The sequence below is a fragment of the Rheinheimera muenzenbergensis genome (genome assembly GCF_036984005.1).
GTDB lineage: Bacteria > Pseudomonadota > Gammaproteobacteria > Enterobacterales > Alteromonadaceae > Alishewanella > Alishewanella muenzenbergensis.
Genome location: NZ_JALAAR010000007.1, coordinates 82,953 through 109,841, shown reverse-complemented (window position 1 = coordinate 109,841; position 26,889 = coordinate 82,953). Strand labels below are relative to the sequence as shown.

The following is a 26,889-nucleotide window of genomic DNA, read 5'->3' as shown; positions in this document are numbered from 1 at the left end:
TTACTGGCCGCATGTCTTTTGTATTTGCTAAGGTTTTACGGTAAACAGGTAAGCATAAACAATAACAGCACCGACAACCCGGGGGAGTAATGAAACTAACCACACCTTTAGCCCTGTTGCTATTTGTCTGTAGCACGCTAGTGCAGGCAACAGAGCGGCAGATTGACATTGATAATAAAGTGACGACTGAGCATAAAACCGAAGTAAACGGTAAGCGTTTTAGCTACAGTGCTACCAGCGGCACCCAGCCGGTGTGGGATGACGAAGGCAACCCGACGGCCACCTTGTTTTATACCTACTATCAACGAAGTGACATTAAAGATCGCAGTAAGCGGCCGTTGCTAATTTCCTTTAACGGCGGTCCGGGCTCGGCGTCAGTATGGATGCACGTGGCCTACACCGGCCCTAAAGTGCTGAATGTCGACGACGAAGGCTATCCGCTACAACCTTATGGCGTAAAAACCAACCCTTACTCGGTACTGGATGTCGCCGACATCGTGTTTGTTAATCCGGTCAATACCGGTTACTCGCGCGTTTTGCCGGGTAAAGATGGCAAAATGCCAAGCAAAGATCAGCAGCAGAAGCTGTTTTTTGGCGTCAATGCCGATGTGAAGTATCTGGCCGAGTGGGTTAATACCTTTGTCAGTCGCAATGAACGTTGGCAGTCGCCAAAGTTTTTAATCGGTGAAAGCTATGGCACCACCCGCGTATCGGGTTTGGCATTGGCACTGCAAAACCAGCAGTGGATGTACTTAAACGGTGTGGTACTGGTATCGCCAACTGACTTAGGCATAGATCGCGCCGGTCCGGTAAAAGCCGCTAACCGCCTGCCTTATTTTGCAGCTACCGCCTGGTACCATAAAAAACTCAGTAACGATCTGCAGCAAAAAGACTTATACGACATCCTGCCAGAGGTTGAGCAGTTCACGTTAAACCAGTATTTACCGGCGCTGGCCAAGGGTAATGCAATAAGTAACGAAGAGAAGCAGCGCGTAGCCCAGCAAGTGGCCCGCTACTCCGGTTTATCACTTCAGACGGTATTGCAGAACAACCTGGATATTCCTACCAATTATTATTGGAAAGAACTGTTGCGCGACCGCGGTCAAACTGTCGGCCGCTTAGACTCACGCTATTTAGGCATAGATAAGCGTGACGCTGGTGACACGCCGGATTACAACGCTGAACTCACCTCCTGGCTACACTCGTTTACACCGGCGATTAACTACTACCTGCGTAACGAGCTGAACTATAAAACCGACGTCAAATACAATATGTTTGGTCCGGTGCACCCGTGGGATAGAAGTGACGACAACACCGGCGAAAACCTGCGCCAAGCCATGGCACAAAACCCTTATTTAAAAGTGTTAACCCAGTCAGGCTACTATGATGGCGCCACCAACTACTTCGATGGCAAGTACAATATGTGGCAGCTGGACCCAAGCGGCAAAATGAAACACCGCTTAAGCTTCAAGGGGTACCGCAGCGGCCATATGATGTACCTGCGCGCTGAAGATTTGCAGAAATCTAACGACGATTTGCGCCAGTTTATCTTAGATGCCATCCCGGCAGAGGGTGTCGCGGCTAAGTATTGAGATTAGGTTATTCGATAAAGATCCCCGGCCAGACCGGGGATTTTTAATTAAGTATCCGCATTAGCTATACTGTACTGGTCTTAATAAAGAGAGCTACGTTTGAAAATCTCTACTTTGTTGTTCAGTTTGGTACTTTTCAACGCCATGGCCGGCCAACCGGTGCGTATTGGTATGCCGCTGGGCGACTCTGAGCTACGGGATAAGCTGCAGCAACATGTCAGCCAGGCTTATAGTGCATTAGGTTTTACTCCCGAGTTTATTGGCCTGCCGTCTGAGCGGCGCTTACGGCTGTTAATAGATGGCGAGATAGATGCCGATTTATTTCGCATCTGCCAGTTAGACGAAGCCAATGACGAGCTACTGGTGGTGCCGGTAGTGCTGGATAGATTGCAGCTAAATGCTTACAGCCTGAACAGTGGCAAACTGATGAACTGGCAACAACGCAACGATTTACTGATAAGCCATATCCGCGGTTTTAAAATGGCCGAACAACAAGAGTTTGCTGGTGTAAGAGTACTGGTAAACAGTGACGCCCAGGCTTTTGGTTTAATGCTGCAAGGCCGGGTAGACCTGGTACTGGAAGACAGCCGCACAGCGGAAAAATTTCTGGCTGCGCAGCAGGACATGCAAAGCATTATCTGGCAAAGCGTGGCCGACTTTACTATGTGCCATGTGATCAATCGTAGCCTGCAGCCGCATTTACCAGCCCTGACACTGCGACTGCAGTAAATTACCTATTGGCGGTGTGCCCGTGATATAGCCGGGCTGGCGAACACCTTAAGCTGGCTCCCTCAAAATAAAATTCATCAAAAATTCACCATTTGGCTACATTGAATAAATTTAACTACTCTATGGTTAGTTGCAAGGCGCTTTAGCCGAACGTCTTAACACCACAACCAGAGAGAACCCTATGCGTTTATTATCTTACTTCCGGCCGCAGCGCTGGCTAAAATTCATCCTGTGTTACAGCCTGTGCTTGTCTGGTATCGCTTACGCCGATAGCTATGTTTTTATTACTAACTCTACCGCCGAATCGTTGCAGATAAATGTGACACAAAGTGGCAGCAGCCAGTTAACCGAAGGCAGCCAGTGGCGGCAGGAAGCCACAGTCATTGCCCCGTACGCCACAGCAAGAGTGCTGGCATTTAACCGCAATGTTGGGGTTAAAAACGGCAAAACCTATCAATTTGATACGTATATTACCGCCGGTAGTTCCAGTGTTATTGCCCGTCAGCAAATGACAGGTAACTGGGTTGGCAGCAGTATCAAACATAGTATTACTACCACCAGCAACCAGGCGCCCTGGTTTACCGATCGCAACATACATCGCTATCAGGCGCCGTATCAGAACCTGCTCAGCACTCAGGCTGTGGCTGCGCACTATACCGGCGGTTATGACGACTTTCATTACACCATTAGTAATCTGCCACCACAGGAACCATTGGCCGATGCCGACAGCCTGAAAGTACTAACGTACAACATTTATGCCCTGCCATTGGTTGCCAGTGACATAGGTACGCGCCTGACCGAGCTGCCAGCGGCGCTAAAAGGTTATGACGTGCTGTTTTTACAAGAAGCCTTTTCATCTGACAGCCCGGCGCTGTTACGTGCTTTGGCGGCCGAATACCCTTATCAGACCGAAATCCTGCGCGCACCGTTGTCGGGCATTAATGTGTATAACGGCGGTGTAGTTATTGCCAGCCGCTACCCGCTTGGCGAGATAAATTATCTGGTGTACCCGGACTGTACCGGCACCGATTGCTTTGCCGACAAAGGCTTTATCTACGCCGAAGTGATTAAACACGGCAAAGGCTATCATTTGGTAAACACCCACGCCGCCTCTTTTGATAGCGACGCCGCCAGGCAGATGCGTCAGGCGCAGTTTAAGCTGATGCAACAGCATATTGCGGCCAAACCAATACCGCTGACAGATGCGGTCATCTATGGCGGCGATTTTAATGTGAATAAGCTGCGCTTTGCCGACGACTATAGCCAGATGCAAGCTAACCTGGCAGCTGTCGTACCGGCTATCAGCGGTTACAGCGCCTCAACCTTTGACCCGCGGGTTAACCACTACGCCGCCAGCTACGACACCGTAGAGTATCTGGATTACCTGGTGTACAGCACTGCGCACAAACAACCGCGGTACTCGGTTAACGATGTACGGGTATTTCGCAGTACCAGCGATGCATTGTGGCGCAAGTGGGATCTGTCCGATCATTTTGCCGTGCTGGCTGAGTTCCGCTTTGACTAAGCGTTAAACCAGGCACTCGCTCAAATCAGGATTGGCAACCAGGACCAGACGATGAAAAAACGCTTTGCGCTCGTTACCATAACTCTGCTTAGTGCAGCACTGCTGTGGCAATACGCTTTTGCCCCGCCACAGCTTAGTGCAGCTGTGGTGCCGTCTTCAATACCAGCTGCAACGGTAATCAGCGCCACGGATACAGTGGCGACACGCCAAAACCCTTCGCTACAGCGGGCAACCAGGCCGACTGACGAACGTGTTACTGGCAGGCAACAGCGTCAGCAAGCGGAAATCGAGGCGGCGTTGCAACAAATGCACAAGCAAATTAAGGGACAAAATCTGCAGCAGTGGCTACACCAATTTTGGGCTAATTGCCAAAAAGCCGGGCCGCAGCAATGTTTGCAAACACTGGATCTGTATCAACAGCAACTGAGTACAGCAGAGGCGGCCTGGCTACAACAGTTGCTGGCGCAATATCATGACTATCAGCAGTTGCTTGCTGAGCTGGTGCTGGATAACAATTTGGATAAACCAACACAGTACAATGAAGTAAGAAAATTACGACAGCGGTTATTTGCAGAAGACTACAGCAAGTTGTTTGGCCAGGAGCAGCAGTTTGCCGAACAGCAATTTGCCTTTGGCCAGTTATTGGCGCAGCGTGAGCAGTTAGATGCTGCACAACGGCTGGATGCGTTGTTTGCTCAGCAACAACAGCTGGCACCGCAACTGCAGCCATTGTTAAGCGCCGATCTGTTGTATCAGCAAGCGCTGGATATGCTGGCTGACTTACCCGACAGCGAACGTCAGGCTTTTATACCGAGGCTACAGCAACGCTATTTCGGCGCAGACGCTGAGCAAGTAGCACAGCACGAAGCCCGCCAGGCCGGGCAACAACAACAGCGTGAGCTCTACCTGCAACAGCGTGCGCTGTTGCAACAACAATACGCCAACCTGAAGCAGCAATTACTGGCCGAAAACGCCAGCGCCAGCCAGCTACAGCAGTGGCAACAAGAATACGCCGCTGCGCTGGCGCAGCTCAGGCAGCTACACTTTGGCTCTTAGTGCTGCGATGCGACAACGCTTGCGGGTTCAGTCACAAACCCCAGCTGGCCAATGCCTAATTGCTGCGCCAGCGCCATAACCGTTAGCACATGCTGATACTGCACCGCTTTATCAGCCATTAGTTGCAGCGATGCTTGCTGTGGCTGCGCCGCAACTTGCCGCAGCCGTTGCTGCAGTTGTGCCGCAGTAACCAGCTCGCTGTCCCACAGTACAGTGCCATCGCGCAGCACGCTGATGGCAATGCTGTCCGGTTGCGCTGTCGCGGGTTCTGCACTGGCTTGTGGCAGCTCAACCAGTACGGATTGCGTGAGTACCGGCATGGTGATCATAAAAATGATCAACAGCACCAGCATCACATCCACCAGCGGGGTCATGTTAATTTCACTGATGATGTCATCCGCCGGCGATTCTGCACTAATGCTCATTTAAGCCGTCTCCTGCTTACTGGCCAGGGTACTGACACCGGCTTTTGGCGCCGCACCGGTAAGAAAATACGCGTGCAACTGATGGGCAAAGCGATTAAGCCGGGTAATAACCACTTTATTGGCGCGCTGCAACGCGTTGTAGCCCAGTACCGCGGGTATTGCTACGGCCAGGCCTACTGCGGTCATGATCAGCGCTTCGCCTACCGGGCCGGCAACTTTATCAATACCCGCCTGGCCCGATACGCTTATGCTAACCAAAGCATGATAAATACCCCACACAGTACCAAATAAGCCGATAAAGGGGGCGGTTGACCCCACCGATGCCAACACCGGCAACCCCCGTTGCAGTTGCTGCACATTATCGTCTATGGCATTGCGTAAACAGGCACTCAGCCAGTCGTTTAAGCTTAGCTGACCATGCAAGTCGGCTTTATGTAACCGGTGATGATCCACTGCGGCCTGGCCTTGTTCGGCCAGGGCGCGATAAGGGCTGTTGCTGCTATTGGGTTGCAGCAACTGCAGGCCTTCAGCAAAGCTTTGCGCATGCCAGAAGTCACGCGATGCTTTGCTGGCCGGGCGCAGACGCCAAAGCTGCAGGCTACGCCAGATAATGACACTCCAGCTGGCTGCCGACATCAGCAGCAACAACAGCGCCACGGTTTTAATCACCCAATCACTTTGCGACCACAGTGCCGCCATGCCATAGGGGTTGTCTGTTAATGCTGTCATGGTTTCACTCCTTCGGTTAAGGAAAACTCCAGCCGCTGCCGGTAACGGTAATCTATCGCCTTGCCAGCACGCAGCGCCGGTTGATAACGCCAGTGCTTTACTGCTAACAATGCGGCTTTATCTAACCGGGCATAACCACTGCTTTGTTGCACCCTGACATCTGTTACCTTGCCGCTGGCCAGCACCGTCAGCTCCAGCACAACCGTGCCCTGCTCGCGCAGTTTGCGGGATAACTGCGGATAGTGCGGTGGCGCATTAAAGTGAGCGCTGGCATTTACCAGCGGCGCAGATACCGGCACGGCGCTGGCCGCCGCATTGTCTGTTGCCGCACCAGTGGGGGCAGTTTCAGCTTTAGTTTCAGCTTTAGTTTCAGTAGCCACCGCCACCTGGCGACTGATGGCGGCGGACGGTTGCACTTGCCTGGCTACAGGCTCAGCGGCCTTTGCCGGCGCTGTCGCTTTAACGCTTTGCGGTTTAATCTGCTGTGGCTGTGGCCGCACTTTTTCTGTCTCCTGTACTGGCGGCGTTGGTTTGACCGCCGCTTGTGCTGTCGCCCCCGCCGCTTTCGAAGCGGCCTGCGCCAGCATAACGCCGGTTAATTGCGGCGGCTTAATGGCAGTGGGATTACTGTGGTTCATGCTCAGATACCACAATAACGGCAGTAAATGGGCGCTTAACACTGCTGTTAGCGTCAGCAAAAAGCCCCCTGCTTTAACAGCAGGGGGAAGGCTGTGCGCCAGCGGTTGCATAGCGGCGGGAGAAAACACTAGAAAATGTAACTAATGGCCAGTTTGGCATAACGGCCAGGTTCACTGTAACGCTGCAAACCTTCGCCACCCGGCAACACGCCACCACGCACGCCGCTACCGACCCAGTCAGTGACAAAGCGCACCCGCTGCCACTGGTAATACTCCTGGTCAAACAGGTTGTAAACGCCGGCACTTAAGCGCCACTGCGGGCTGATATCGTAGTTAGCCATTAAGTCGACCACAGTGTAACTGTCGGTCAGATAAGGGTATGTTGCGGCATCAGTACCATCGGCGCTGTAGGCATCTTTGGCTTTTTTTGCCGCGCTGTAGCTAATATTGGTCATCAACTGCCACTTATCGGCTTCGTAGCGCAGGCCCAATACAGCAGAGGCCGGATTAACACTTCGCAGTGGCTCACCGTCCTGGGTTTCGCCGTCATTGTAAGACAGCGCCAGGCGTGAACTCACGGCCGCGCTAATGCGCCAACCGGCCTCCAGCTCGATGCCTTTAACATCGGCTTCGCCGGTGTTGGCCATAGTGGTATATGGGTTGCCCTGAGATTCAGTACAAACGCCACGGAAGCAACTTTCGTATACCGTGTCCGGGTTTTGCAGCAGCACCACCGTATCTATCATATCGCTGTATTGATCGGTGAATACCGACACCCCCACCAGCAAGCTATCACTTTGGTAACGGTAACCGGCTTCCAGATTCAGGCTGCGTTCGGCTTTTAGATCCGGGTTAGCGATACTACCCAGTAAGCCCTGTACTACTTCAGCCGTTGCTTTTTCAGTACGGCTAACCAGTGACGTTGGCGCGTACATTTCAGCCACTGTTGGCGCGCGAAATCCGCGTCCGGCTTGCAGCCACAGCTGCTGCGTACCGTCCAGCTGATAGGTCATATTGCTTTGCCAGGTAAAGGCGGAAAAATCGACATCGGCAATGCTTTGCGTGTTGTCGCTAAACTGAGCATCAAATTCTGGCTGGTACTTAAGGACGTCAAAACGGCCCCCCAGGCTTAAGGTCCAGCGTGGTGTCAGCTTAATCACGTCGCGGGCATACAGGCTTAACGCCGTGACGTCGGTTTCTGGTACCTGGTCCGGATCAACTACCGGCGGGCTGGCCAGCTCGTCAGTTTGGCCGACATAACGCCGGTCAATGGCTGAAAACTCAACACTACGCCGCTCAGCTGCAACACCATACAGCCATTGTTGCTGCACGCTGTCGCCCAGCAGCTCTTTATCAAGCGCCACGGCCAGCTTTAACTGCTGCTGTTTAAAATCCCGGTCTTCACTGCGCAGACAAGGCGATACGCCACCGTTGGTTGCGCCGCTGCAGCCGGTGGTTAGCATGGTGGTGACGCCATTAGTGTAATTTGACTGATAGTCCAAAGTGGCATTAACACTGTCGGCAAAGCCGCGCGCTGCCAGCCATTCATATTGCAGGCCCAGGCGCTTACGCGCGATATCATCATCACCGCGACGCGATAAATACACGCTGTCCAGCCTGGACTTGTTATCCAGCTCGCTGTTTTGGCTAAAGTATTCGCCAACCCAACCCAGCCGCTGGCTGTCAGATAGCTGATATTGCAACTTAGCCAGCACATTGTTGCTGCCATAATCCAGCGGATCGGCCAGGGTGCGACCAGCACCACTGATATCGGCACCGGAGCGCGCTGTTTTGGTTTCACTGCCGTCACGGCGGGTCAGTACCAGTAATGACTCCAGCTTACCGCTGCGGTTGGCTACTGTGCTACTGAACAGGGTTTCATCATTTAAACCGCTCAAGCCGGCTTTCAAAGCCAGATAGCTGTCATTGCCCTGTGCCGCCAGATAATCAGCCGGATCTTTAGTGACAAACAGCACAGCACCGGCTAAAGCACCACTACCTGCCGCAATGGCATCAGCGCCTTTGATAATTTCTACCTGCTTTAACGCGTCCATATCAACGCCACCGCGAGCCGAGCGGAAAAACTCATAGGCAACAAAGCTTGGTGGGTCCAGCGTTTCACCCAGTGATAAGCCGTCTACGGTAATGGCCACCCGGTCGCCGTCCAGACCGCGGATATTAAAACCATTGCTGCCAAAGCGGCCCATATCGGTAGTGGTAACGCCCGGTACAAAGCGCACCACATCGGCAATATTCTGCACCTGTTGCTGCTGCAAGTCAGTGGCGCTAAGCTGCTGGCTTTGCTTGCTGTTAGCCTGACTCAGTGGTGCCTGCGCCGTTACCGAAACGGTATCCAGCTCGGGGGTGGCCGTGTCTGCCAGCAGGGGTAAAGCAATAGCATGGCTGATGGCCAACGCCAGTAAGGTGTACTGCATAACGTTCTCCTGGCGGGCCTTAGTTGCTAGCGCTAGTGTTATTAACCGTGCGGGCGATTTGCTGATCTAAGCGGCCGGCAAACTCACTGACATACTCGTCGTAGCTAAGCGCGCCATCACGATTGCTATCGACAGCGGCAAACTGGCTGGACCGGCCCTGCTCATATTCAGCACGGCTGATCTGGCGATCATTATTGCTGTCGTACATTGCCAGCATGCCCTGTACCGAATGGGTGGTTGGCATTTTCAGCAATCGCTCAGGGCGTGGCGCAGTACCGGCCTGCGCTTGCTGTTGCTGCCGGGTTTGCTCGGTACGGGTATCTTCACCGCGTGGTGCTGGCTTTGGGTCGGCAGCCGATAATACACCGTCTTTGTTGGTGTCCATCCGCTCAAAAGCACGGTCGCCGGAGCGGTTAAACTCAGCCCGGCTGATATAGCCATTTTCATCTTTATCGAGGGCATTAAAGCGCACATGGGTCTGGCGTAAATGGCCGGCGCGCTCGCCTGCCAGTTGTTGCTGCTGTGCTGCACTCAGTGCGCTGGCAGTTGGTGCAGCTTTAGTACTGCAACCAGCCAGATAGGCGCTGCTGATGGCCAGAAACACGCTGATTGCAAGTTTGGGTTTATTCATCATGTTCTCCTTTATTGCGTATTTATTCCGTCACTTCCAGCACAACGCTGTAGGTGTAGCTATAGGTAGGTACTCTGGCCGTGTCCGGCGCAGCGGTGCGGTAGCGGCTTACCAGAAAATAGGTGCCGGCTTGCTGCGGTTGAAAACTGATCACGCCATCGTTGTCACTGCGTAGGCTGGCCGTTACTTTTTCATCGTCAGCACCTTTAACTACCTGGTACAACTTCACTTCCTGGCTGGCCAGTGGTACGCCGTTAAACAGCAGACGGGCGCGCACTGTGCTGTCGCTGTACAGATCGTTAGGATGGGTTAAGAATGCCAGCTCCAGCGCCTCATTTGTGGCGCTGACAGCAGCCTGATCCGGCGCGCCTTTGCTGACATAGGTTTCTGCCCGGGTTACGGCCTGAAAATGGGCGATAGATTTTGCCCCTGCAGGTAGTACAAAGTTTTCATCCCGGCTGCTTTTGCGCTCGCCGTTGTGCTCATAGGTATGAAACACTGCGCCATAGCGCAGGCCGGTACTAAAGCGATAAGTGCCGTCTGCCTCAATTTTGTGTTCGGCGGTGGCACGGGTCTGGCCATAGTGCACCGCCAGCAAGGGTGCCGTGTTGCCCTCTGGGGTACGCACGGTAAAACGGCTGTTATCAAATACCGCTTCGGGGACAAAAAACCTGTCGGCAAAAGCTGCATCCAGGCTTACCCAACCGCCACGTACCGGCTCAAAACTGGCCGGCGTTAAATAGGGTACATGGGCCAAAACACTGAAATGAGTTGCCAGTAGCGCAGTAGCAAGTACGGTCGATTTAACAGAAACAGACATTGCAGCTCCTAATGATAATAATTCTTATTAACAAGCGAGCGGCACTTTAATTGAAACCTCAATCAGATGCAAATGATAATTGATCTTATTTGCATTGTAAGCAATAAAAAACCGGGCAAGGTGCCCGGCTTTGTTAGGTGGGGAGTGTAAACTTACTGCTTAATACCCAGTAAATTTAGAATAAACGCATATTCTTCAGCTATTTGCGCCTGGCGGGCAAAACGGCCTGATTTACCGCCGTGGCCGGCTTCCATCGTGGTTTTAAACAGCAACGGATGGCTATCGGTTTTATGCGTACGCAGCTTGGCTACCCACTTCGCCGGTTCAAAATACTGCACCTGCGAGTCATGCAGGCCGGTGGTAACCAACATGGCCGGGTAAGCCTGCTTAGCTACCTGATCATAAGGTGAGTACGACAGCATATAGTCGTAATAGGCCTTTTGCTTCGGGTTACCCCACTCGTCAAACTCGTTGGTGGTAAGCGGTATGCTTTCATCCAGCATAGTGGTAACAACATCAACAAAGGGTACGTGTGCTACCAGACCACGGTATTTCTCAGGAGCCATATTAGCCACCGCGCCCATCAGCAAGCCACCGGCACTGCCGCCCATACCAAATACCTTGTCTTTGGCGACATACTTATTAGCAACCAGATAGTCGGTGACATCAATGTAATCAGTAAAGGTATTGATTTTATTTAGTAATTTGCCATCTTCATACCAGTGCCGGCCCATTTCCTGGCCGCCGCGGATATGGGCAATGGCGTAAACAAAGCCACGGTCGACCAGCGATAACACCGTGTCACGAAAACGCGGATCAGACGAGCTGCCATAAGAGCCATAGGCGTACTGATACAGTGGCGCGCTGCCGTCACGCTTAAAGTCTTTTTTATACAGCAACGACACCGGTACCTTTACACCATCGCGTGCGGTAGCCCATACCCGATCAGTCACATAGTTGTTTTTATCAAAACCACCCGGTACTTCAGTTTGCTTTAGCAGTGTTTTTTCACCGGTTTGCATATTCAGTTCAAACACGCTGGCCGGTGTGGTAAGCGAGGTATAGGTGTAGCGCAGTAAATTGGTGTTTTGCTGCGGATTGACTTCAAAGCCGGCGACATAGGCCGCTTCATCTGAGGCGACGTAAAACGCTTTATCCGGCGCGTTCCACGGCATCACTTTAATGCGGCGTAAACCGTCACTACGTTCATTAATGGCCAGGTAATTTTCAAAGGCTTCAAAGCCTTGGATAAACACCTTGTCGTCATGCGTAATTAACGGCTGCCAGTTATTACGATCACCAATGTTATCGGCAGCCACTGTCATAATACGATAGTTCGGCGCCTGCCAATCCGTTTGGATGATCCAACGGCCATTGACATGATCGGCACTGTATTTTACATCGCGTTCGCGCGCTGCCAGGCTGGTAAATTTGCTGCCAGGTTTGCTGGCATCCATCACCTGCATTTCGCTCGATACTGTGCTACTGGAGTAGATGATGACATAGTTGTCGTCGGTGCTGTTGCCTACGCCCATATAAAAACTATTGTCTTTTTCTTCATACACCAGCTTAGCTGCCGCCGGTTCCTGCCCCAGTTTATGCTGCAGTACCTGAGTACTTAGCAGGGTTACCGGATCATTTTTAACGACATACAACGTTTTGCTGTCTTTGGCCCAGGCGATGCTGGACGATAAACCCGTCAACACATCGGGCAAATCCTGACCGGTGCGTAAATCGCGTACTTTTAGCACATACTGCCGCCGGCCGCTGTCATCTTCCATATAGGCAATAAAGTTTTGATCCGGACTTACCTGCCAGTTCGACACCGCGTAATAGCTTTTGCCTTTTGCCAGCTCGTTAACATCCAGCATAACCTGCTCAGTACCGTCTTTTACCGCCTTACGCAGATAAATCGGATACTCTTTGCCGGTTTCATAACGACGGTAATAGCTGTAATCGCCCTTGGTGTAAGGCACTGAGCTGTCGTCCTGCTTAATGCGGCCAATGATCTCACTGGTCAGCTTTTCGGTTAATGGCTGATAGGCTTTGGCATACTGCTCGACATAAGCATTTTCCCGCTGCAGATAATCCAGCACCGTTGGCGAGGTGCGGCTGTCATCACGCAACCAATAGTAAGGATCCTGCCGATCGCCGTTCGGTGACGTTACGGTATAAGGTTGCTGCACAGCAACCGGGGGTTGCTGGCTAGCGGCACTCACAACATGCGCAGCGCATAAAGCGGCAAATAACACGGAATAAACAGCCGGTTTCATTGATATCTCTCCTGAGCAGACACTAAAAGCAGACAATAAAACGCAAACGTTAACACGCAATAGCCAGCAACACTATTCAACACAAATTGAAAAAGTGTAACGGTTTATGTAACAAGCTGGTTAAAGCGGGCCAACTGGCGGTACGGCTATTCACAAAATGCACAAAATGCGCTATTACTGTTTGGCTAACTACATACAAGGAAAACGAAAATGGCGTTAATGACCGTCGATCAGGTAGCTGAATTTCTTGGCGTTCAGGCAATACGGGTAGAACGGCTGGCACGGGAAAACCTGCTGGTACCCGCCGAAAAAGACAGTGATGGTAAACCAATGTTTAATGAAGAAGACGTAAAGCGGTATAAAACCCTGGCAGAGCGGCTGGGCGGGCTATAACGGCTGTTGCAACTGTTGCAGTTGTAATTGCCACTGCGCAGCCTGGGCCTGACAGCCCGGCTGTGCCAGATACCATAACCAGCAAAAGCCAGCATACAATACTTTCGCCGCTGGCAGTTTTGCTGTCAAATGCTGCAGTAAATCCGGCTGCTGCCGCAGCTGGGCATACTGTTGTAACAGGGCACTTTGCTGCGCTGTATCCAGCTTAAAATGCAAGCATAACGCGGCCAAATCCAGGCTGCTGTCGGCGCGTTGGCTATATTCAAAATCGAGCAGCCACAACTTGTTTTCCGCCCAGAGTAAATTGCCCTGATGCAAATCCATATGGCACAGCACCTCATCAACGGGCAATGCACTTAGCCTGGCTGCGGCCTGGCATACAACAGCAAACAGCGGCTTCGTTAGCTCAGCCTGCTTTGCTACAGCCTGCTGCAATTGCTGCAAATAGCTGCTGTAATCCAGTAGCGGTGTTTGTACCTGCAGTAAATGAAAGGGCACCAACAGTTGTAACAGCGGGGCGATGCCAAGTTGCGGGTAACTATAAGCGATAGCGTCGGGAATATAGTCGCTAAGCATAATCTGATAATGGTTATTCAGGCACAGCGGCGCCGGTGCTAAACCCTGTGCAGCGGCCGCATGCTGACAACGCAGCTCTTGCTGGCGGCACACAGTGGAATGCGCCGGATAACAGCGCAGTACATAATCTCCCTGCGCGGTTTTAACATGATAACTCTGATTGCTGTCGCCATGCGACAGGGCGCGCACTGCGACTGGAGGCTGGCTGACAAAAAACTCCAGCCGCTGACACAGCCGTGTTACACGCTCAATCTCACTGCCGGTTGCTGCTGATAATGACTGCGCCAAATAAAGTATCCTGCAATAGCTATAACGGTATACAGCATAAACAAGCCGGTAAGAAAATACAGATGTTTTTCGGCATACACGTAAATAGACACCGCATCTATTACCACCCAGTACAACCAGTTAGATACCAGTTTACGCGCTACCAGCCAGGTAGCGACAACGCTGAACACCGTCGTCTGGGCGTCAAGATAAGCAAAATCAGCTGCAGTATAGCTGGCCATAAAATGGCCCAACAGCACGCCGGCCAGCGCGGTAACCGCAACGAGCAGTGCATGACGTTGCCAGGGCCACTCGTATACCGGGCCGCGCGCATCAGGCGCACTCTGGCGTAGCTGCTGCCAGCGCCACCAGCCATACAGCGCCATACCGGCATAATACAGCTGCAATAACGCATCAGACAGCAGCGCCGATTGCCACATTATATGGGTAAACAACACGGTGCTTAACAGCGCTGCCGGCCAGCACCACAGGCTTTGTTTAAGGGCTAACACCACATAAGCCAGCGCCAGTAAGGTGGCTATCAGCTCCAGGCTGTGCATCAGTTGCCACTGCGCTATTGCCTGGCTCAGCAGCTCGTTCATGGTCGCAAGTCACCCTGAATAAACTTACAGACAAACACCACCTTGCCATAACGCTGAAACGACCACTTGATACAGGCTTGCAACGCCTGCATCACGCTGTCATAGTCGCCAAACAGTTGGGTGCTCATAGTGTTAGTCAGCACTGTAATGTCCGGGTATTGGTTTAGCTGGTCAATAAAGCCTTTAATCGGCGTGATGTAATCATCAGCCAGCGGATACTTACTTATTTCTACCGAAAGTTGCATAGCTTGCCTCTCAGAACTGATAACTGGCGCTAATGCCTACGCGGCGCGGCTCAGCAAATTGTTGATAAACATGGGGCTCATAGCCATCACGCGGATCGTTACCAAAGTAAAAGCCACGCACGCCAATATCCTGATCCAGGGCATTGCGTGTCCACAATGCCAACTCCCAGTTACTCAGTTGATAGTTTAAGCGTGCCCCCAGCAACTCATAACGCTGGGATCTGGCATTGTGGCCATCAGAAAAATAAAACTCATCTTTGCCCTGCAGGCTAAGGTTAAACGTCAGGCTGTCGCTGATATACCAGTCTGCGGCCACACTGTATTGAAAACGTGGCGCCTGGGCCTGCTCGCGGCCACTGAAATTGTCGCCATCCAGCGTAATGTAGCGCCCCAGTTTGGTTTTCAGCCAACTGGCAGATAAAAACAGCGCCAGCTGTGGATGCAGCTGCAGACGGTTTTCCATCTCAATACCATAGTTACGACCGCTACCGGCGTTATCAATAAAACCAGCAAATTGCGGGCCGCTATCCGGGTTTAACCAGCCTTTTACCTGCATATCATCGCGCCACATATAAAATGCCACTACCCTGGCCGTCAGGCTGTTATCGATTGCGCTGCCTTTCACACCAAACTCGGCGTTGTACAGGGTTTCCGGCTTAAAGCTGGCCTTGCTGCTTAATTCAGCTAAGTTGCCATCAGCCGCTTTGGCCAGCGCGTCACCGTTTACCCCACCGGCTTTATAACCGCGGGATGCCAGCAAATACACCAAGGCCTGGGCGTTAACCTGATAATTCAGGCTAACATTGGCGCCCCACATAGTGTCGTGGTTTTTAATGCTGTTGCCGCTGCTGTCGCGGTATTCATCATCATAACGTTCCAGCCGCAGGCCAGATACCAGGCTCCAGCCGTCCTGCAGTGGCGTAGTCAGCTCACCATACAAGGCAGCATTAACCCGGTTTAAGCTGCTGGCAAAGCTATCGGCCTGCCATAAATCCCAATTCCAGAACTGGCGGGTTAAATCAAAGCCTTTGTTTGCTGCATACAACCCCAACACCCAGTCACTGTTACCCAGCTTACCCTCTGGCGTAGAGGTAAAGCGGTAATCCAGTGTCAGTTGATCGCGCTCGCGCAAATAACGATCTGTCGTTGAATACTCATCCGGATGAATACCAACATAACTCCAGTCTTCGTCAAAACCGTAATCACTGTCTGCCGCCAGCCAGCTTAGCTGAGCCGATAAATTCGCAAAGGCTAAACCGCTGTAATCGGCTTGCAGGGCTACCGCTTTGCTTTGAATATCATCCTGGCCTGGTTGGTCGGATAAAGTGGTGCGGTTACGATCCAGCGAGAAGGCGTCATAGCCATTTTTTTGTTCAACAAAATGGCTGATCAGTTGCAGCGCCAGCTCAGCCGATGGCTGATACTGCAGTTTAAAGCGACCGGTAAATTCGTCGATATTATTGGTATCGTCACGGTTTAAGTAGGTATTTTTAATAAAACCGTCCGAGCGTTGATGCTCCAGCGCCAGGCTGTAACCCAGCTGGTCGTTGATACCATCGCTAAACTGGCCAGCCAGCTGATAACTGTCGTAGTTAGCCAGCGAGCCACTTAGTCTGGCTTCAGGTGTGTTGGTTGGGCCTTTGGTTGTCAGGTTTAACATGCCAGCCAGCGCATTGGCGCCAAAGCGGTTGGCTTGTGGGCCACGAAATACTTCAAGCTGGGCTAAATCGGCAATACCACTGATGCCCAGGCCTGAGTAGTCAATGCCGTCAATTAAAATGCCGACCGACGGGTTAATGGTGTCGACAAATTCGCTGCGCTCACCAATACCACGGATTTGCAGATAACGGCCACGCGACGCGCCGGCACTGAAGTTCACACCCGCCAGTTGTTGCAACACATCGTCCAGGTGCTGCGCCGAGGTGCGTTTGGCATCCTGCACACTGACAATGGCAACACTGCCTGCCACTTGCTGCACCGACTGCTGGCGAAAATCGCCCTGCACGCTGATGCGCTCAACAAAAGCCTCTGCTTCGTTGGCCTGAATAGAAAAACTGCTGCACACAGCCAAAGTAAGTAACGACGGGAAAAAGCGCATTGTTGTATGAATCTCCAGTAACAACAGAGATCACACCAGCTTGAGGAGTTAGCACCATCCCTCCGCCGGTATAATCCGGATCAGGTTATAAGGGTTCGCCTTGCGGCATCTCAGCTACTGCACCCCTTGGTTGCGCGGCAAGTGTAAAGCCTTTTATTTGCGCATGCAATGTGCAAAGGACGGCTAAACTCCTATAGTTGTAACGGCGTCATGTCGTATCCGCCTAACAGGGGCTGACAAGGACAGATTATGAAAAGCTATATAGAACGCGTTATTGCAGAAATTCCGCTGTTTTTTAACCACTTCAGCCAATGTTTATTCCGTCCCAAACGCTTTATTCAGCAGCAATTGGCGCTTGCTGAACACCCCGATGAGGTTAGCAAAGGCGTCGAATTTTTAATCCTGTCGTTTCTTATTGCACTGTTTATCAGCCAGTTACTGCCTGAAGCGGTTAATCCAGTAACCTTACCCGCTGACGACGCCGCTTTTACCCGGTTGGCCAGCAGTGCGCTGTTTGATTTATTTCTGCTGTTTTTTGCCGCTGCTATCAGCTTTGGCTGCCTGCGGTTGATGGGCGTAGCCAGTAGCTTTTTTGCCTATTTCCGCCTGTTTGCCTTTTTTTGCGGGGCCAGCCTGGTATTGCTGGTATTTGCCAATGCACTAACCAATATTGGCATGATAGATCCTGTGGTTGCCAAAAGCTGGATCCAACTGGAGCAAAGTGCACAGGCACTGAAGTCGGGATTAGAACAGTCATTGTGTCACACCGATGCCAACGGTGAGCTGATAGCCAACCCCGCCCTGGCCGAGCAAATGCAGCAAAAACTGACACAGACACAAACCCTGTATTTGCAGGCAACAGAGCGACCGCTGTTTATAACAGGTAACGTGCTGCAAGCCATAATGTACTTATTTCTGCTACTGTGGTTGCTTGTCGCCTGGTTTGCCTATGGTAAGCAGCAGCAACTTAGCAGCGGCAAAATCGTCTGTTCTGCGCTGCTAAGCCTGGGGCTAATTTATTTTGCCAACCTGCTGCTAAGCCTGATGCAAACCGGCAGCCAGATGATGGCGATATACCGGGCCTGCGCAGCGGTTTAAGCTGATTTAGCTGCCACGTTAAATACGCGCCAGTCGTCGCTTAATTGCATGGCCAACTGGTTTAACTGTTCACTGGCGTTGGCCGCACGGGCGGCACCATCGCTAAGTTGCACCACGTCATCATTTAGCAGATGAATATTCTGTGCTATGTCGGCAGAAACCCGTTGCTGCTGCTCTGTCGCGGTACAAATGCTTAAATTAGTCGCAGCAATGCTTTCTACCGCCGCTGCCAGCTCGGTAAAACGGCTGCCGGCAGTCTGTGCCAGTTGCACATTAGTATCGGCATCTTTGTGCGCTTGCTGCATCACCGTTACCGCACTGACCGCTTGTTGCTGCAACTGGCTGATCATCTTGCTAATTGACTCTGTTGCCTGCTTGGTATTGGCCGACAGCGTACGCACCTCATCTGCCACTACTGAAAATCCGCGCCCGGCTTCGCCTGCTCTGGCCGCTTCGATAGCCGCATTTAACGCCAGTAAATTGGTTTGTTCTGAAATTTTACCGATCACATCCAGCACACCGGAAATCTGACCGGACTCCTGCTGTAGCTGGCGCACTACCTGCGCACTATGCTGAAGTTGTTGCGCCAGGGCGCTAATGCCTGCCGCACTGTCAGCTGCCACATCACGACCGGCAGCACACAGGGTTTCTGCTTGCTGCGCTGCTGCAGCGGCATCTTTGGCATGTGCTGCCACGTCCTGCACACTGGCTCTCATCTGCCCGACTGCAGTTGCCAGCTGGTTAGCCTGATCCGCCTGACGTACCACGCTGTGGCTGACATCATCACTGCTTTGAAATACCGAAGCCGCCTGCTCAGTAAGTAATGCCGAACTGTTGCCCAACGTCACAACTAACTGCTGAAAATGGCCGATCATTTGATTTAGCGCCCGCGCCGCTTCAGCCACTTCATCAGAACCGCTGTCGTTGGCTCTGAGGGTTAAATCTGAGCTTTGCTGCACCTGTTTGAGCATATCACGCAGTGCCCACAGTGGCCGGCACACCGAACGCTGCACCGCCCAGATTAGGCCACTGATTAACAGCAACAGCAGCATACCACCAATACTATATGCATTAACCAGTTGCGTGGTAAAACGCTCTGCCGAGTCTCTTACAGTGGCGCCAGCCGCAATTTGCTGCTGAATAAAGGCTTCGGTTAAGCTGGTAAAAGCGGTAATACGTAGCTCTATTTCGTTGTTAACTGTCGACTCGTTTAAGATGCGCACTAACAGCGCGTCACTACCGGCATAACTTATCCACTCCTGGTAGTGTTTTATCGCCTTGTCAAAACTTTGGTCCAGCTCAGCATAAAACTCAGCGCTGTCTTGCGCCGGCCGGCTTTGCACAAAACCTTGCCAGTGCTGCTGCGCCCGGATCAGATGTTGCTTAACCACTTGTTCAGTGGCCTCTGCCGATGCCCAGCCGGTACGGTACTTACGAATGTCCTGTAATGCCGTTTGCTGCAAAGTTTGTTGCACTGCCATCACATCAGATAAGATGGCAAGATGATCATCATACAGCCGGTTAAATAACTTATCTTTTTGCTGCGCTGACCAAAACGCCGCCAACAGCACCAGCACTAACATCAGTAGCGGCAACACGCCCAACAACAACACCCGACCAGAGATTTTCAGCTTTGACAGCATAACAGGCTTGCACTCTCAGTGATTGATGGCGGCAGTCTAGCGGCATTTAATGACAAAATTGTGACAACCAACCACTGCGCCGCCGCGCCATCTGCAGCCGGTACAGATGACTTTAACCTGCCGCTACTCTACACTGCTACAAGCCGCCGGCAGCTAAGGAATAGCCATGTTTAATTTGCGACCACATCAGCTGCTGTTGTTATCGTTAGCGGCGGCGTTTACCACCATGGCACTGAAAACCCTGGCCTGGTATCTAACCGGCTCGGTTGGCTTTTTATCTGATGCGATAGAATCTGTCGTTAATGTCGCCGGCGCAGGCTTTGCGTTATGGATGATTAGCCTGGCGCATCGTCCGGCAGATGACGGCCACCCTTTTGGCCATAGTAAAGCGGAATATTTATCCGCCGCCTTTGAAGGCGGCATGGTTGTGCTGGCTGCGCTGGCAATATTTGTGGCTGCTACCGAGCGTTTAATCTTTCCCCAGCCGTTGGAGGCACTAGGTATCGGTACGGTGCTAACCGTGCTGGCCAGCCTGATTAACCTCGCCGTGGCGCAATTACTGTTACGCGGCGGCCGGCGCGACAACTCGCCGGCACTGGAAGCGGACGGCAAACACTTAATGACAGACGTCTGGACCACGGTTGGTGTTGTGGCAGGTGTTGGCCTGGCCTCTTACAGTGGGTACAGCTGGTTAGACTCGGTGGTAGCCATTGCCGTTGCCCTGCATATACTGCATGAAGGCGGCAATATTCTGTATCGCTCGATCAATGGTTTACTTGATAAGTCACTACCAGATAACAAAATAAAGGCTATCAGTCAGCATCTGGCTGCCATTGCCGGGCCCGACGTAACCTTTAACCGCCTGCGCACCCGCGCAGCTGCGTCGCTGCAGTTTGCCCAGGTAGATATGCTGGTGCCAGCGCATTGGAGCGTAGCACAGGCGCATAAATTAGCCGACGATGCGGAGCTGGCTGTGCAGGCACTTGGCGTTGAATTGATAGTACATATCGAGCCTAAATTTACGCCCTGACTGGAGATTTACCTGAACAGCGCTACAGTTAATACATCCCTTCTAGGACAATAAGAGCAGCAAGCAGTATGCTGATTAAGTATTCATCCGCCCCTGACAGCACTGATTATCAACAAAAGTTTTTTCACTTCCGCTTGCGCCGCCTGCTGCAGATCACCGGTTTTACATTATTTGGCCTCTTTATGGCAATGGTCGTCGCCAGTGGCACTACCAAACTGCTGATTTTTGCCGGCTGTATCGCTTTAGCCATTGCTCTGCTGTGCGCCCTAAAGCAACGGTTGTTGCTATCGGCCTATATTTTGCTATGGTCGATGGCAATAATGTTATCTGCCCTGGCTTTTAATTCCGGCGGCTTGCGCGATCTGGCTCTACTGGGCTTTCCAGGCTTACTGGTTTACGCCGCCTTACTCGGCAGTGTTGGTTTATTTTACTCTTTGCTGATTTTCGTGTTGTCGTTTTGCACTCTGCTGACCTGGCTAACGCTATCAGGCTACCTGCAGCCATTTCTCCCTACGTTAACCTGGCAACATCTGGTGTTTGTTGCTGTTATTCTGCTGGTAACCGGTTTTAGTGTTTATCTTATGGTACGTGATATGCGACTGTTGATGCAGTCGCTACAGCAGGAAAATATTAAGGTACGAGCCAGCCGTAAAGAAATAGAACGGCTGGCACATCATGATCCGCTCACCGAGCTACCTAATCGTATTCTTGGAGAACAACTCTATACTCAAATGCTGACTTACTGCCGGCAACATCAGCGACAATTAGCGGTGCTGTTTTTAGATCTGGATAACTTTAAGCCGGTCAATGACTCACTTGGCCATTCCGCCGGTGATTTGTTGCTGCGTGAACTGGCACAACGACTGAGCGCCCTGTTAAACGAACAGCAGCAAGTCATTCGGTTTGGTGGTGATGAGTTTTTACTGCTGGTGCCCTGTGATGCCGATCGTACTCCGGTCAGTTCACTGGCGCAAAACATCATCACCTCAGCCACACAACCTTTTAATATTATGCAAACCAATGTAGTGGTGTCTGGCTCTATCGGCATAGCCGTAGTACCGACCGATGGCACAGAATTCAATGTACTGTGCCGCAAAGCCGATCTGGCGATGTATAAAGCCAAAGGTGATGGCCGTAATACCTTTCGTTATTACGACGACAAGCTGGATCAGGACAATATTGATAAGTTTAATTTGCTACAACGCTTACGTCAGGCCATCCGGCAACAGGAGTTTAGCCTGTACTATCAGCCCAAAGTGGCGCTGCAAAGCGGCCATATACACTCCGTAGAGGCACTGCTGCGCTGGCCACAAAGCGATGGCAGTATGATAAGTCCGGCCGATTTTATTCCGCTGGCTGAACAATGCGGCCTGATTGCTGAATTGGGTAACTGGGTACTACAGGAAGCCTGCCTGGCTTGCTCCCGGCTCAGGGCTCAGGGCTTTAGCACCTTGCGCGTCGCGGTAAATTTATCTTATGTACAATTTAAAAACGACAATTTAGAACTCCTGGTGCAGCAGGCGCTACTGGCTGCCCGCCTGCCTGCGTCTGCACTGGAGCTGGAACTGACCGAATCCTTGCTGATAAGCGACACCGACTTAATCCAGCAGCAGCTAAATAGCCTGAGTAAACTCGGAGTAACCTTTGCCATTGACGACTTTGGTACCGGCTATTCTAACCTGGGTTACCTGCGCAGCTTCAACGCCACCACCCTGAAAATAGACCGCTCCTTTATCAGCTCACTTTGTCTGTCTGAGCGTGATGAACCCCTGGTGCAAGCCATTATCAATATGGCGGCCAGCCTGGGGCTGAAAACGGTAGCCGAAGGTATAGAAGATGAAGCCACACTGCAAAAACTGATTGCGCTGGGTTGTAACGACGGCCAGGGCTATTACTGGTCGCCTGCGGTACCCGAGCCGGCGCTGCCGGCCCTGTTAAACCGGCCGCCACAATAACGCAGCACGGTTGCCAGCGCCGTCTATACTTGATGCCAGTGCCGGCCCGATAGCGGCTGGGTTAGTTGACAGCACAGGAGCATCAAAGATGGCCAGAGACACGGAAATGGAACACCTGCATCCGCTATTCCGGCAAAAAGTTGAGTTGTTATTACAGGACCTGGCCAAAGCTAAACTACCGTTCAGAATGTTTGAAGGCTTTCGCTCACCGCAGCGCCAGCACGACCTGTACTGTCAGGGCCGCACTAAACCCGGTGCCAAAGTAACCAATGCCGATGCCTGGAGCTCGCTACATCAATACGGTGTGGCCGCCGATTTTGTTCTCTATATTGACGGCAAATGGAGCTGGGACGATAAAGGAGAACGCAAAGCCTGGTGGAAAAAACTGCACCAGTTGGCACTGCAACATCAGTTAGAGCCGCTAAGCTGGGAACTACCCCATCTGCAGTTACAGCAGATGCAATTAGCCCAGTTGCGCGCCGGTAAGTACCCTGCAGACGGTGATGCGGACTGGGCAGAGAATTTACAACACGCCATTGCAACTTGGCGTGGCACGCCAGGCGCCCCGCCTATGCCACTGGCTGCCAGCGGCCGTCCGCCCTTACCGGCTAATGCGCCTGAACCCCAAAGCCCAGCCACCACCCCAAACAGCACGGCCAGACTCGCCACAGTGACTGCACGCGATGGCCTGCGCCTGCGCGCCGGCCCGGGAACCCAATTTGATATCAAAACCACGCTGCGCAGTGGCCAGCAGGTTTATGTGCTGGCCAGTAGCGGCGACTGGAGCCAAATTGATATTGAAGGAGACGGCCTGGCCGACGGTTATTGTCATAGCGGCTATCTGGCGGTTAATAGCTGATAACTGGCCGCGCCGGTTAGCCGCTGCGTTTTAGCAATTGTTTCAGCCGATCCCGCAGTTGCTGGCCGTCGGTGTCGCCGGGTTCGTCTTTGTCTATTTCTACCGAGTAGTACAGCGCTTCCCGGACTTTTTTCAGCGCCTTAATATAATCCAGCGCTTGGGCAGCCGGTACATGGTCGGCTTTACTGCCATACTGGTGCGTAATCGTGATACTGGTGTCACTGGTATCGATATAGCGTTGATAAGAAAAGGCCGGATTATCAATATCCAGTTTTAACTCGCTCAGTTGCCAGTTAATTGGACTGGCTAACTGATAATGTACCCGGTGTAGCGCCTGGGCATTTGGCTCAACATACAGCGGCATTTTGCGTCGGGTGTTCTCCGGCAGTTGCAGAAAACGCTCCAGATAATCGCCAAACAATATCAGTTCTTGCTGTGCAGCCTGCGTATCCCAAAAACTCTCAATGGTAAAGTTAGCTTCTACCTGCAAATGGTTGCTGGCTTTGTCATCGGTAATTTTCGGCTCGTCCACTAAATCGGCCCCCGGATATTGCTGCTGATAGATCCGGGTCAGGTGAGCGGCATACTCTTTAGTGCCGTGCTGAGCTAACATATTGCGAAACGACTCCGCTTCATATTGCTGGAAGCTCAGTTGCACAGTTAAACTTACCGGCTCGCCGACAGCACCTAACTGATAACTTTCATTGCTTTCTAACCTGGCATCCACGGCTGAGGGCATCGGCACGGCTGTAAGCTGAGTCTCGCCCGGCTTCACCAGCAAGGCTTGCTGAAAATATTGCTGGCCTTTTTGCTGCAAGCTACCGTACTGCTGGCTACGGGTACCGTCGAACCAATAGTCTTTGCCATCAAGTGACAACCAGGTAATAACATGATCAAAGGCTATCGGCCCCGGCAAGCGGTCAACAATGCTACCCCGTGACGCGTTCGATACCAAAGCAGGATAAGCCGTTATACCGGCCTCGGCCAATAGCGCTATCATCAGGGTGGTTTTGTCTTTACAGTCGCCGTATTTGCGGGCAAATACCGTGTTGGGCGGGTAAGGTTGATGGCTGTTTAACCCAATTTCGATACCGAAATAACGGATATCGTTTTGCACATAGCGCACCACCTGAGCAATATACTCTTCTTTGCTGCTGGCGTGTTGCTGCCAGGTTTGCACCAGTTGCTGCAATTCATCAACCAGCGGCTCGTCAAACTGGTATAGCGGCAGCGCCCAGGACACAACATCCTGCCAGCGGCCAAACTCATTAAATTCAATAAACTCAAAGGGGTTATACCAGGGCGGATACTTATCTTCCACCTTGACCGCCGCCACCTGCTTTTGCTGCAGGCTATATTCGCTATGCTGGGCAAAACGGCGCTGTACCGGCTTAATCTGGCTGTTGTTACTGTAAAAGGCCAGATTATGTTGCTCCGTTAACAAACGCATATTCAGCTGTTGCACCGGTACAGACCAGTTCAGCGGGAAATAAGCTGAACGCTTGCCGGCATATATGGGGTTAGCACCGTTAAGCGAGTATTGAATATCAACAATATCACCGGGTTGCATATCACTAAGCAGCACCATGGCCGTGACATACCCATTGTAAATTTGCTGCTCCTGCTCTTGCTCGCGCTGCACCAGCCTGATGTCGGCTATACCCAGCTGCTCTTTAGCCTGTCCGTCGCGGGTAAGCAGAATACTGTGAAAGATTAATTGCTGATATTCCGGCGCAAAACTTACCTTGTACTGTGCAGTCTGCTCAACGCCGGCAATGGTATTGGCCTGCATAGCGATATGGGTATAGCCCTGGTATTCGCCATTCAGCCAGTTTACTTGTTCATCCAGCAACAAGTAGCTTACCGGCTCTGACTCCGTTGTTGTCAGTGGCTGATACTTTTGCTGTTCAACCCAGCTGGGTACCGGCAGCTGCTGATAGCTGAATCCCGCTTGCGACGTAGCCGTAGCCGTAGCCGTAGCCGTAGCCGTAGCCGTAGCCGTAGCCAGCGTTGAAAATGAAATAAGAAGTATCAAACTTGCTAAAATTCGCATTTAATTTTTCCTGATAAACTGCTGTTGCAGATCTGTCCAATGTCTATGCCAGCCCTGCCCCTGCAACCGCTCCGCTTCAGTGTGCTCTGCCTGCAAGCGCGACGCCACTGCATAAAGCGCATCCAGCGCTGCAATATCCAGAGTTTGCGAAAACCAGCGTGTCAGCAAGGCGTCAGGCGTAGCTTGCCGGCTAATCATCTCCAGCAACAGCTCCTGCCTCAGTTGCTGCTCTGACTCTGCGGCGTGTTCAAACAATACCTGGCGGGCCTCAGCAATGCTGCTGTCACTACTATCGTGCAACAGTACCATTAAACTCAGCGCCGCACTGGCTGATGGCTCACCACTTTCATGCGCCGCTATCAGCTCCGGTAATAAAGCTTCCAGGCCGGCTTTATCTTGTTGCTGTAAATACAATTCGGCCAATGCCGATGTCGCCAGATAACTTCGCTCAACCAAGGCCTGTAACAGGTTCCTGGCTTGCTTTGGTTGCTGGCTTTTTAGCAACTGCCGGGCCTGAAATAGCCGGGCAAAATCATACTGATTGCGGGCAAACATATCTAACGCCGCTGCAGTATATTGCGACGCCGTTATAGCATTGCTATTGTTGATATCGAGCACTTTTTTTATCCAGGCAAAATTATCGACATACCGATGCTCATAAGCCTGAGTTTCCGTATCACGCAGATAGAGGCGAAACAACAGCTGCGGGTAGTGCGATATCAATTCAAACTCAACGACCTGGTAACCGGCCAGTTCAAATAAAGTAAGGGCTTCACCGAGTTCACGCAGTTGCATCGGTTGTTGCGCTGTAAAGCCGGCACCTGACGCCAGCAACATATCACTTAACACCACTATTGCTGCCCAGTCTTGCTCTGCCTGCTCAGGTTGACTTGCAGCTGTGCACTGATAACGCAAATAGCGTACAGCGATACTGCTGGCATTTCTGGCCAATGCTTGATTTGCCAGCGCCAAATGCTCTGCCGAGCAGCTTTGATCTTCAGACCAGTTTTCCAGCTTATGTAGCGCTATCGCATGCTGCTGCAATATCGCGGCAGTCAGGTTGGCAGCGTAATCCTGATACGCCTGACGTAATTCAGTGGCCAGGCTGTCAGGCCGGGCTGCCGCTGCGGCACTTAGAGCGAGCAGCAGGTAACAACAACGAATCAACCGCACTTATCAACTTCCCTGATAACTATCAAACACCGCTTACACCTGGC

General features: G+C 52.0%; 23 protein-coding genes and 1 riboswitch. Of the genes, 9 read left to right on the top strand and 14 right to left on the bottom strand.

Going from position 1 to position 26,889, the window contains the following annotated elements; genetic code table 11:
- Window positions 1-89: 89 nt before the first annotated feature.
- The 4 genes from MN202_RS09995 (at window position 90) to MN202_RS09980 (ending at window position 4,902) form a co-directional block, all read left to right on the top strand.
- Window positions 90-1,592 (top strand): S10 family peptidase, encoded by a 1,503-nt coding sequence (locus MN202_RS09995; protein WP_335735974.1) that lies wholly within the window; start codon window positions 90-92, stop codon window positions 1,590-1,592.
- A 99-nt stretch (window positions 1,593-1,691) separates the two neighbouring features.
- On the top strand, window positions 1,692-2,321 hold the full coding sequence (locus MN202_RS09990) for a hypothetical protein (RefSeq protein WP_335735973.1): 630 nt from the start codon (window positions 1,692-1,694) through the stop codon (window positions 2,319-2,321).
- A 181-nt stretch (window positions 2,322-2,502) separates the two neighbouring features.
- Complete coding sequence (locus MN202_RS09985) at window positions 2,503-3,846, top strand: sphingomyelin phosphodiesterase (RefSeq protein ID WP_335735972.1); 1,344 nt, start codon at window positions 2,503-2,505, stop codon at window positions 3,844-3,846.
- Between the two features lie 51 nt (window positions 3,847-3,897).
- Window positions 3,898-4,902, top strand: a complete 1,005-nt coding sequence (locus MN202_RS09980) for a hypothetical protein (RefSeq protein WP_335735971.1) — start codon at window positions 3,898-3,900, stop codon at window positions 4,900-4,902.
- Here the strand turns inward: MN202_RS09980 and MN202_RS09975 are convergent.
- The 7 genes from MN202_RS09975 to MN202_RS09945 all read right to left on the bottom strand — a co-directional run bounded on the left by MN202_RS09975 (window position 4,899) and on the right by MN202_RS09945 (window position 12,853).
- A complete protein-coding gene (locus tag MN202_RS09975) occupies window positions 4,899-5,327 on the bottom strand; it encodes an ExbD/TolR family protein (RefSeq protein WP_335735970.1) in 429 nt (142 codons plus the stop codon). The genes MN202_RS09980 and MN202_RS09975 overlap by 4 nt on opposite strands.
- The gene (locus MN202_RS09970; RefSeq protein ID WP_335735969.1) at window positions 5,328-6,056 is read right to left on the bottom strand and encodes a MotA/TolQ/ExbB proton channel family protein; all 729 of its coding nucleotides are present in this window, start codon (window positions 6,054-6,056) and stop codon (window positions 5,328-5,330) included.
- Window positions 6,053-6,754: an energy transducer TonB gene (locus MN202_RS09965; RefSeq protein ID WP_335735968.1), complete on the bottom strand. Its 702-nt coding sequence runs from the start codon at window positions 6,752-6,754 to the stop codon at window positions 6,053-6,055. The genes MN202_RS09970 and MN202_RS09965 overlap by 4 nt, the downstream gene beginning before the upstream one ends.
- Window positions 6,755-6,822: 68 nt before the next feature.
- On the bottom strand, window positions 6,823-9,129 hold the full coding sequence (locus MN202_RS09960; protein ID WP_335735967.1) for a TonB-dependent hemoglobin/transferrin/lactoferrin family receptor: 2,307 nt from the start codon (window positions 9,127-9,129) through the stop codon (window positions 6,823-6,825).
- 19 nt (window positions 9,130-9,148) lie between these two features.
- Entirely contained in the window at window positions 9,149-9,760 is a 612-nt protein-coding gene (locus MN202_RS09955; RefSeq protein WP_335735966.1) for an EF-hand domain-containing protein, read from the bottom strand.
- 22 nt (window positions 9,761-9,782) lie between these two features.
- Window positions 9,783-10,580, bottom strand: a complete 798-nt coding sequence (locus MN202_RS09950; protein WP_335735965.1) for a DUF4198 domain-containing protein — start codon at window positions 10,578-10,580, stop codon at window positions 9,783-9,785.
- Window positions 10,581-10,732: 152 nt separating this feature from the next.
- Window positions 10,733-12,853, bottom strand: coding sequence for a S9 family peptidase (locus MN202_RS09945; RefSeq protein ID WP_335735964.1), 2,121 nt, complete (start codon window positions 12,851-12,853; stop codon window positions 10,733-10,735).
- Between the two features lie 210 nt (window positions 12,854-13,063).
- On the opposite strand from MN202_RS09945, the gene MN202_RS09940 reads away from it, so the two are divergent.
- A complete protein-coding gene (locus MN202_RS09940) occupies window positions 13,064-13,246 on the top strand; it encodes a MerR family transcriptional regulator (protein ID WP_335735963.1) in 183 nt (60 codons plus the stop codon).
- On the opposite strand, the gene MN202_RS09935 is transcribed toward MN202_RS09940, so the two are convergent.
- The 4 genes from MN202_RS09935 to MN202_RS09920 are packed head-to-tail and all read right to left on the bottom strand — an operon-like array spanning window position 13,241 to window position 17,034.
- Window positions 13,241-14,110 carry a phosphotransferase gene (locus MN202_RS09935; RefSeq protein ID WP_335735962.1) on the bottom strand — a complete coding sequence of 290 codons (870 nt, stop codon included), beginning with the start codon at window positions 14,108-14,110 and terminating at the stop codon, window positions 13,241-13,243. The genes MN202_RS09940 and MN202_RS09935 overlap by 6 nt on opposite strands.
- Window positions 14,062-14,691, bottom strand: coding sequence for a nicotinamide riboside transporter PnuC (gene pnuC / locus MN202_RS09930; RefSeq protein WP_335735961.1), 630 nt, complete (start codon window positions 14,689-14,691; stop codon window positions 14,062-14,064). The genes MN202_RS09935 and pnuC overlap by 49 nt, the downstream gene beginning before the upstream one ends.
- The gene (locus MN202_RS09925) at window positions 14,688-14,936 is read right to left on the bottom strand and encodes a YkoF family thiamine/hydroxymethylpyrimidine-binding protein (protein WP_335735960.1); all 249 of its coding nucleotides are present in this window, start codon (window positions 14,934-14,936) and stop codon (window positions 14,688-14,690) included. Before MN202_RS09925 ends, pnuC begins: the two co-directional genes overlap by 4 nt.
- A 10-nt stretch (window positions 14,937-14,946) precedes the next feature.
- Window positions 14,947-17,034, bottom strand: coding sequence for a TonB-dependent receptor (locus MN202_RS09920; protein WP_335735959.1), 2,088 nt, complete (start codon window positions 17,032-17,034; stop codon window positions 14,947-14,949).
- A 40-nt stretch (window positions 17,035-17,074) separates the two neighbouring features.
- Window positions 17,075-17,171: riboswitch (TPP riboswitch) on the bottom strand.
- A gap of 112 nt (window positions 17,172-17,283) precedes the next feature.
- Between MN202_RS09920 and MN202_RS09915 the strand changes: the two genes are divergently transcribed.
- Window positions 17,284-18,132 carry a hypothetical protein gene (locus MN202_RS09915; protein ID WP_335735958.1) on the top strand — a complete coding sequence of 283 codons (849 nt, stop codon included), beginning with the start codon at window positions 17,284-17,286 and terminating at the stop codon, window positions 18,130-18,132.
- Here the strand turns inward: MN202_RS09915 and MN202_RS09910 are convergent.
- The gene (locus MN202_RS09910; RefSeq protein WP_335735957.1) at window positions 18,129-19,775 is read right to left on the bottom strand and encodes a methyl-accepting chemotaxis protein; all 1,647 of its coding nucleotides are present in this window, start codon (window positions 19,773-19,775) and stop codon (window positions 18,129-18,131) included. The two genes, MN202_RS09915 and MN202_RS09910, sit on opposite strands and share 4 nt — an antisense overlap.
- Window positions 19,776-19,941: 166 nt before the next feature.
- Here MN202_RS09910 and MN202_RS09905 point away from each other — a divergent pair, with 166 nt between their 5' ends.
- From MN202_RS09905 to MN202_RS09895, 3 genes are all read left to right on the top strand, one after another.
- Window positions 19,942-20,805: a cation diffusion facilitator family transporter gene (locus MN202_RS09905; protein WP_335735956.1), complete on the top strand. Its 864-nt coding sequence runs from the start codon at window positions 19,942-19,944 to the stop codon at window positions 20,803-20,805.
- A gap of 68 nt (window positions 20,806-20,873) precedes the next feature.
- Window positions 20,874-22,760, top strand: coding sequence for a putative bifunctional diguanylate cyclase/phosphodiesterase (locus MN202_RS09900; RefSeq protein ID WP_335735955.1), 1,887 nt, complete (start codon window positions 20,874-20,876; stop codon window positions 22,758-22,760).
- Between the two features lie 88 nt (window positions 22,761-22,848).
- Window positions 22,849-23,619 carry a M15 family metallopeptidase gene (locus tag MN202_RS09895; protein ID WP_335735954.1) on the top strand — a complete coding sequence of 257 codons (771 nt, stop codon included), beginning with the start codon at window positions 22,849-22,851 and terminating at the stop codon, window positions 23,617-23,619.
- A gap of 16 nt (window positions 23,620-23,635) precedes the next feature.
- Here the strand turns inward: MN202_RS09895 and MN202_RS09890 are convergent, their stop codons facing one another.
- Window positions 23,636-25,672 carry a DUF3857 domain-containing transglutaminase family protein gene (locus MN202_RS09890; protein WP_335735953.1) on the bottom strand — a complete coding sequence of 679 codons (2,037 nt, stop codon included), beginning with the start codon at window positions 25,670-25,672 and terminating at the stop codon, window positions 23,636-23,638.
- Window positions 25,673-26,845, bottom strand: a complete 1,173-nt coding sequence (locus MN202_RS09885; protein ID WP_335735952.1) for a hypothetical protein — start codon at window positions 26,843-26,845, stop codon at window positions 25,673-25,675.
- Between the last annotated feature and the right edge of the window lie 44 nt (window positions 26,846-26,889).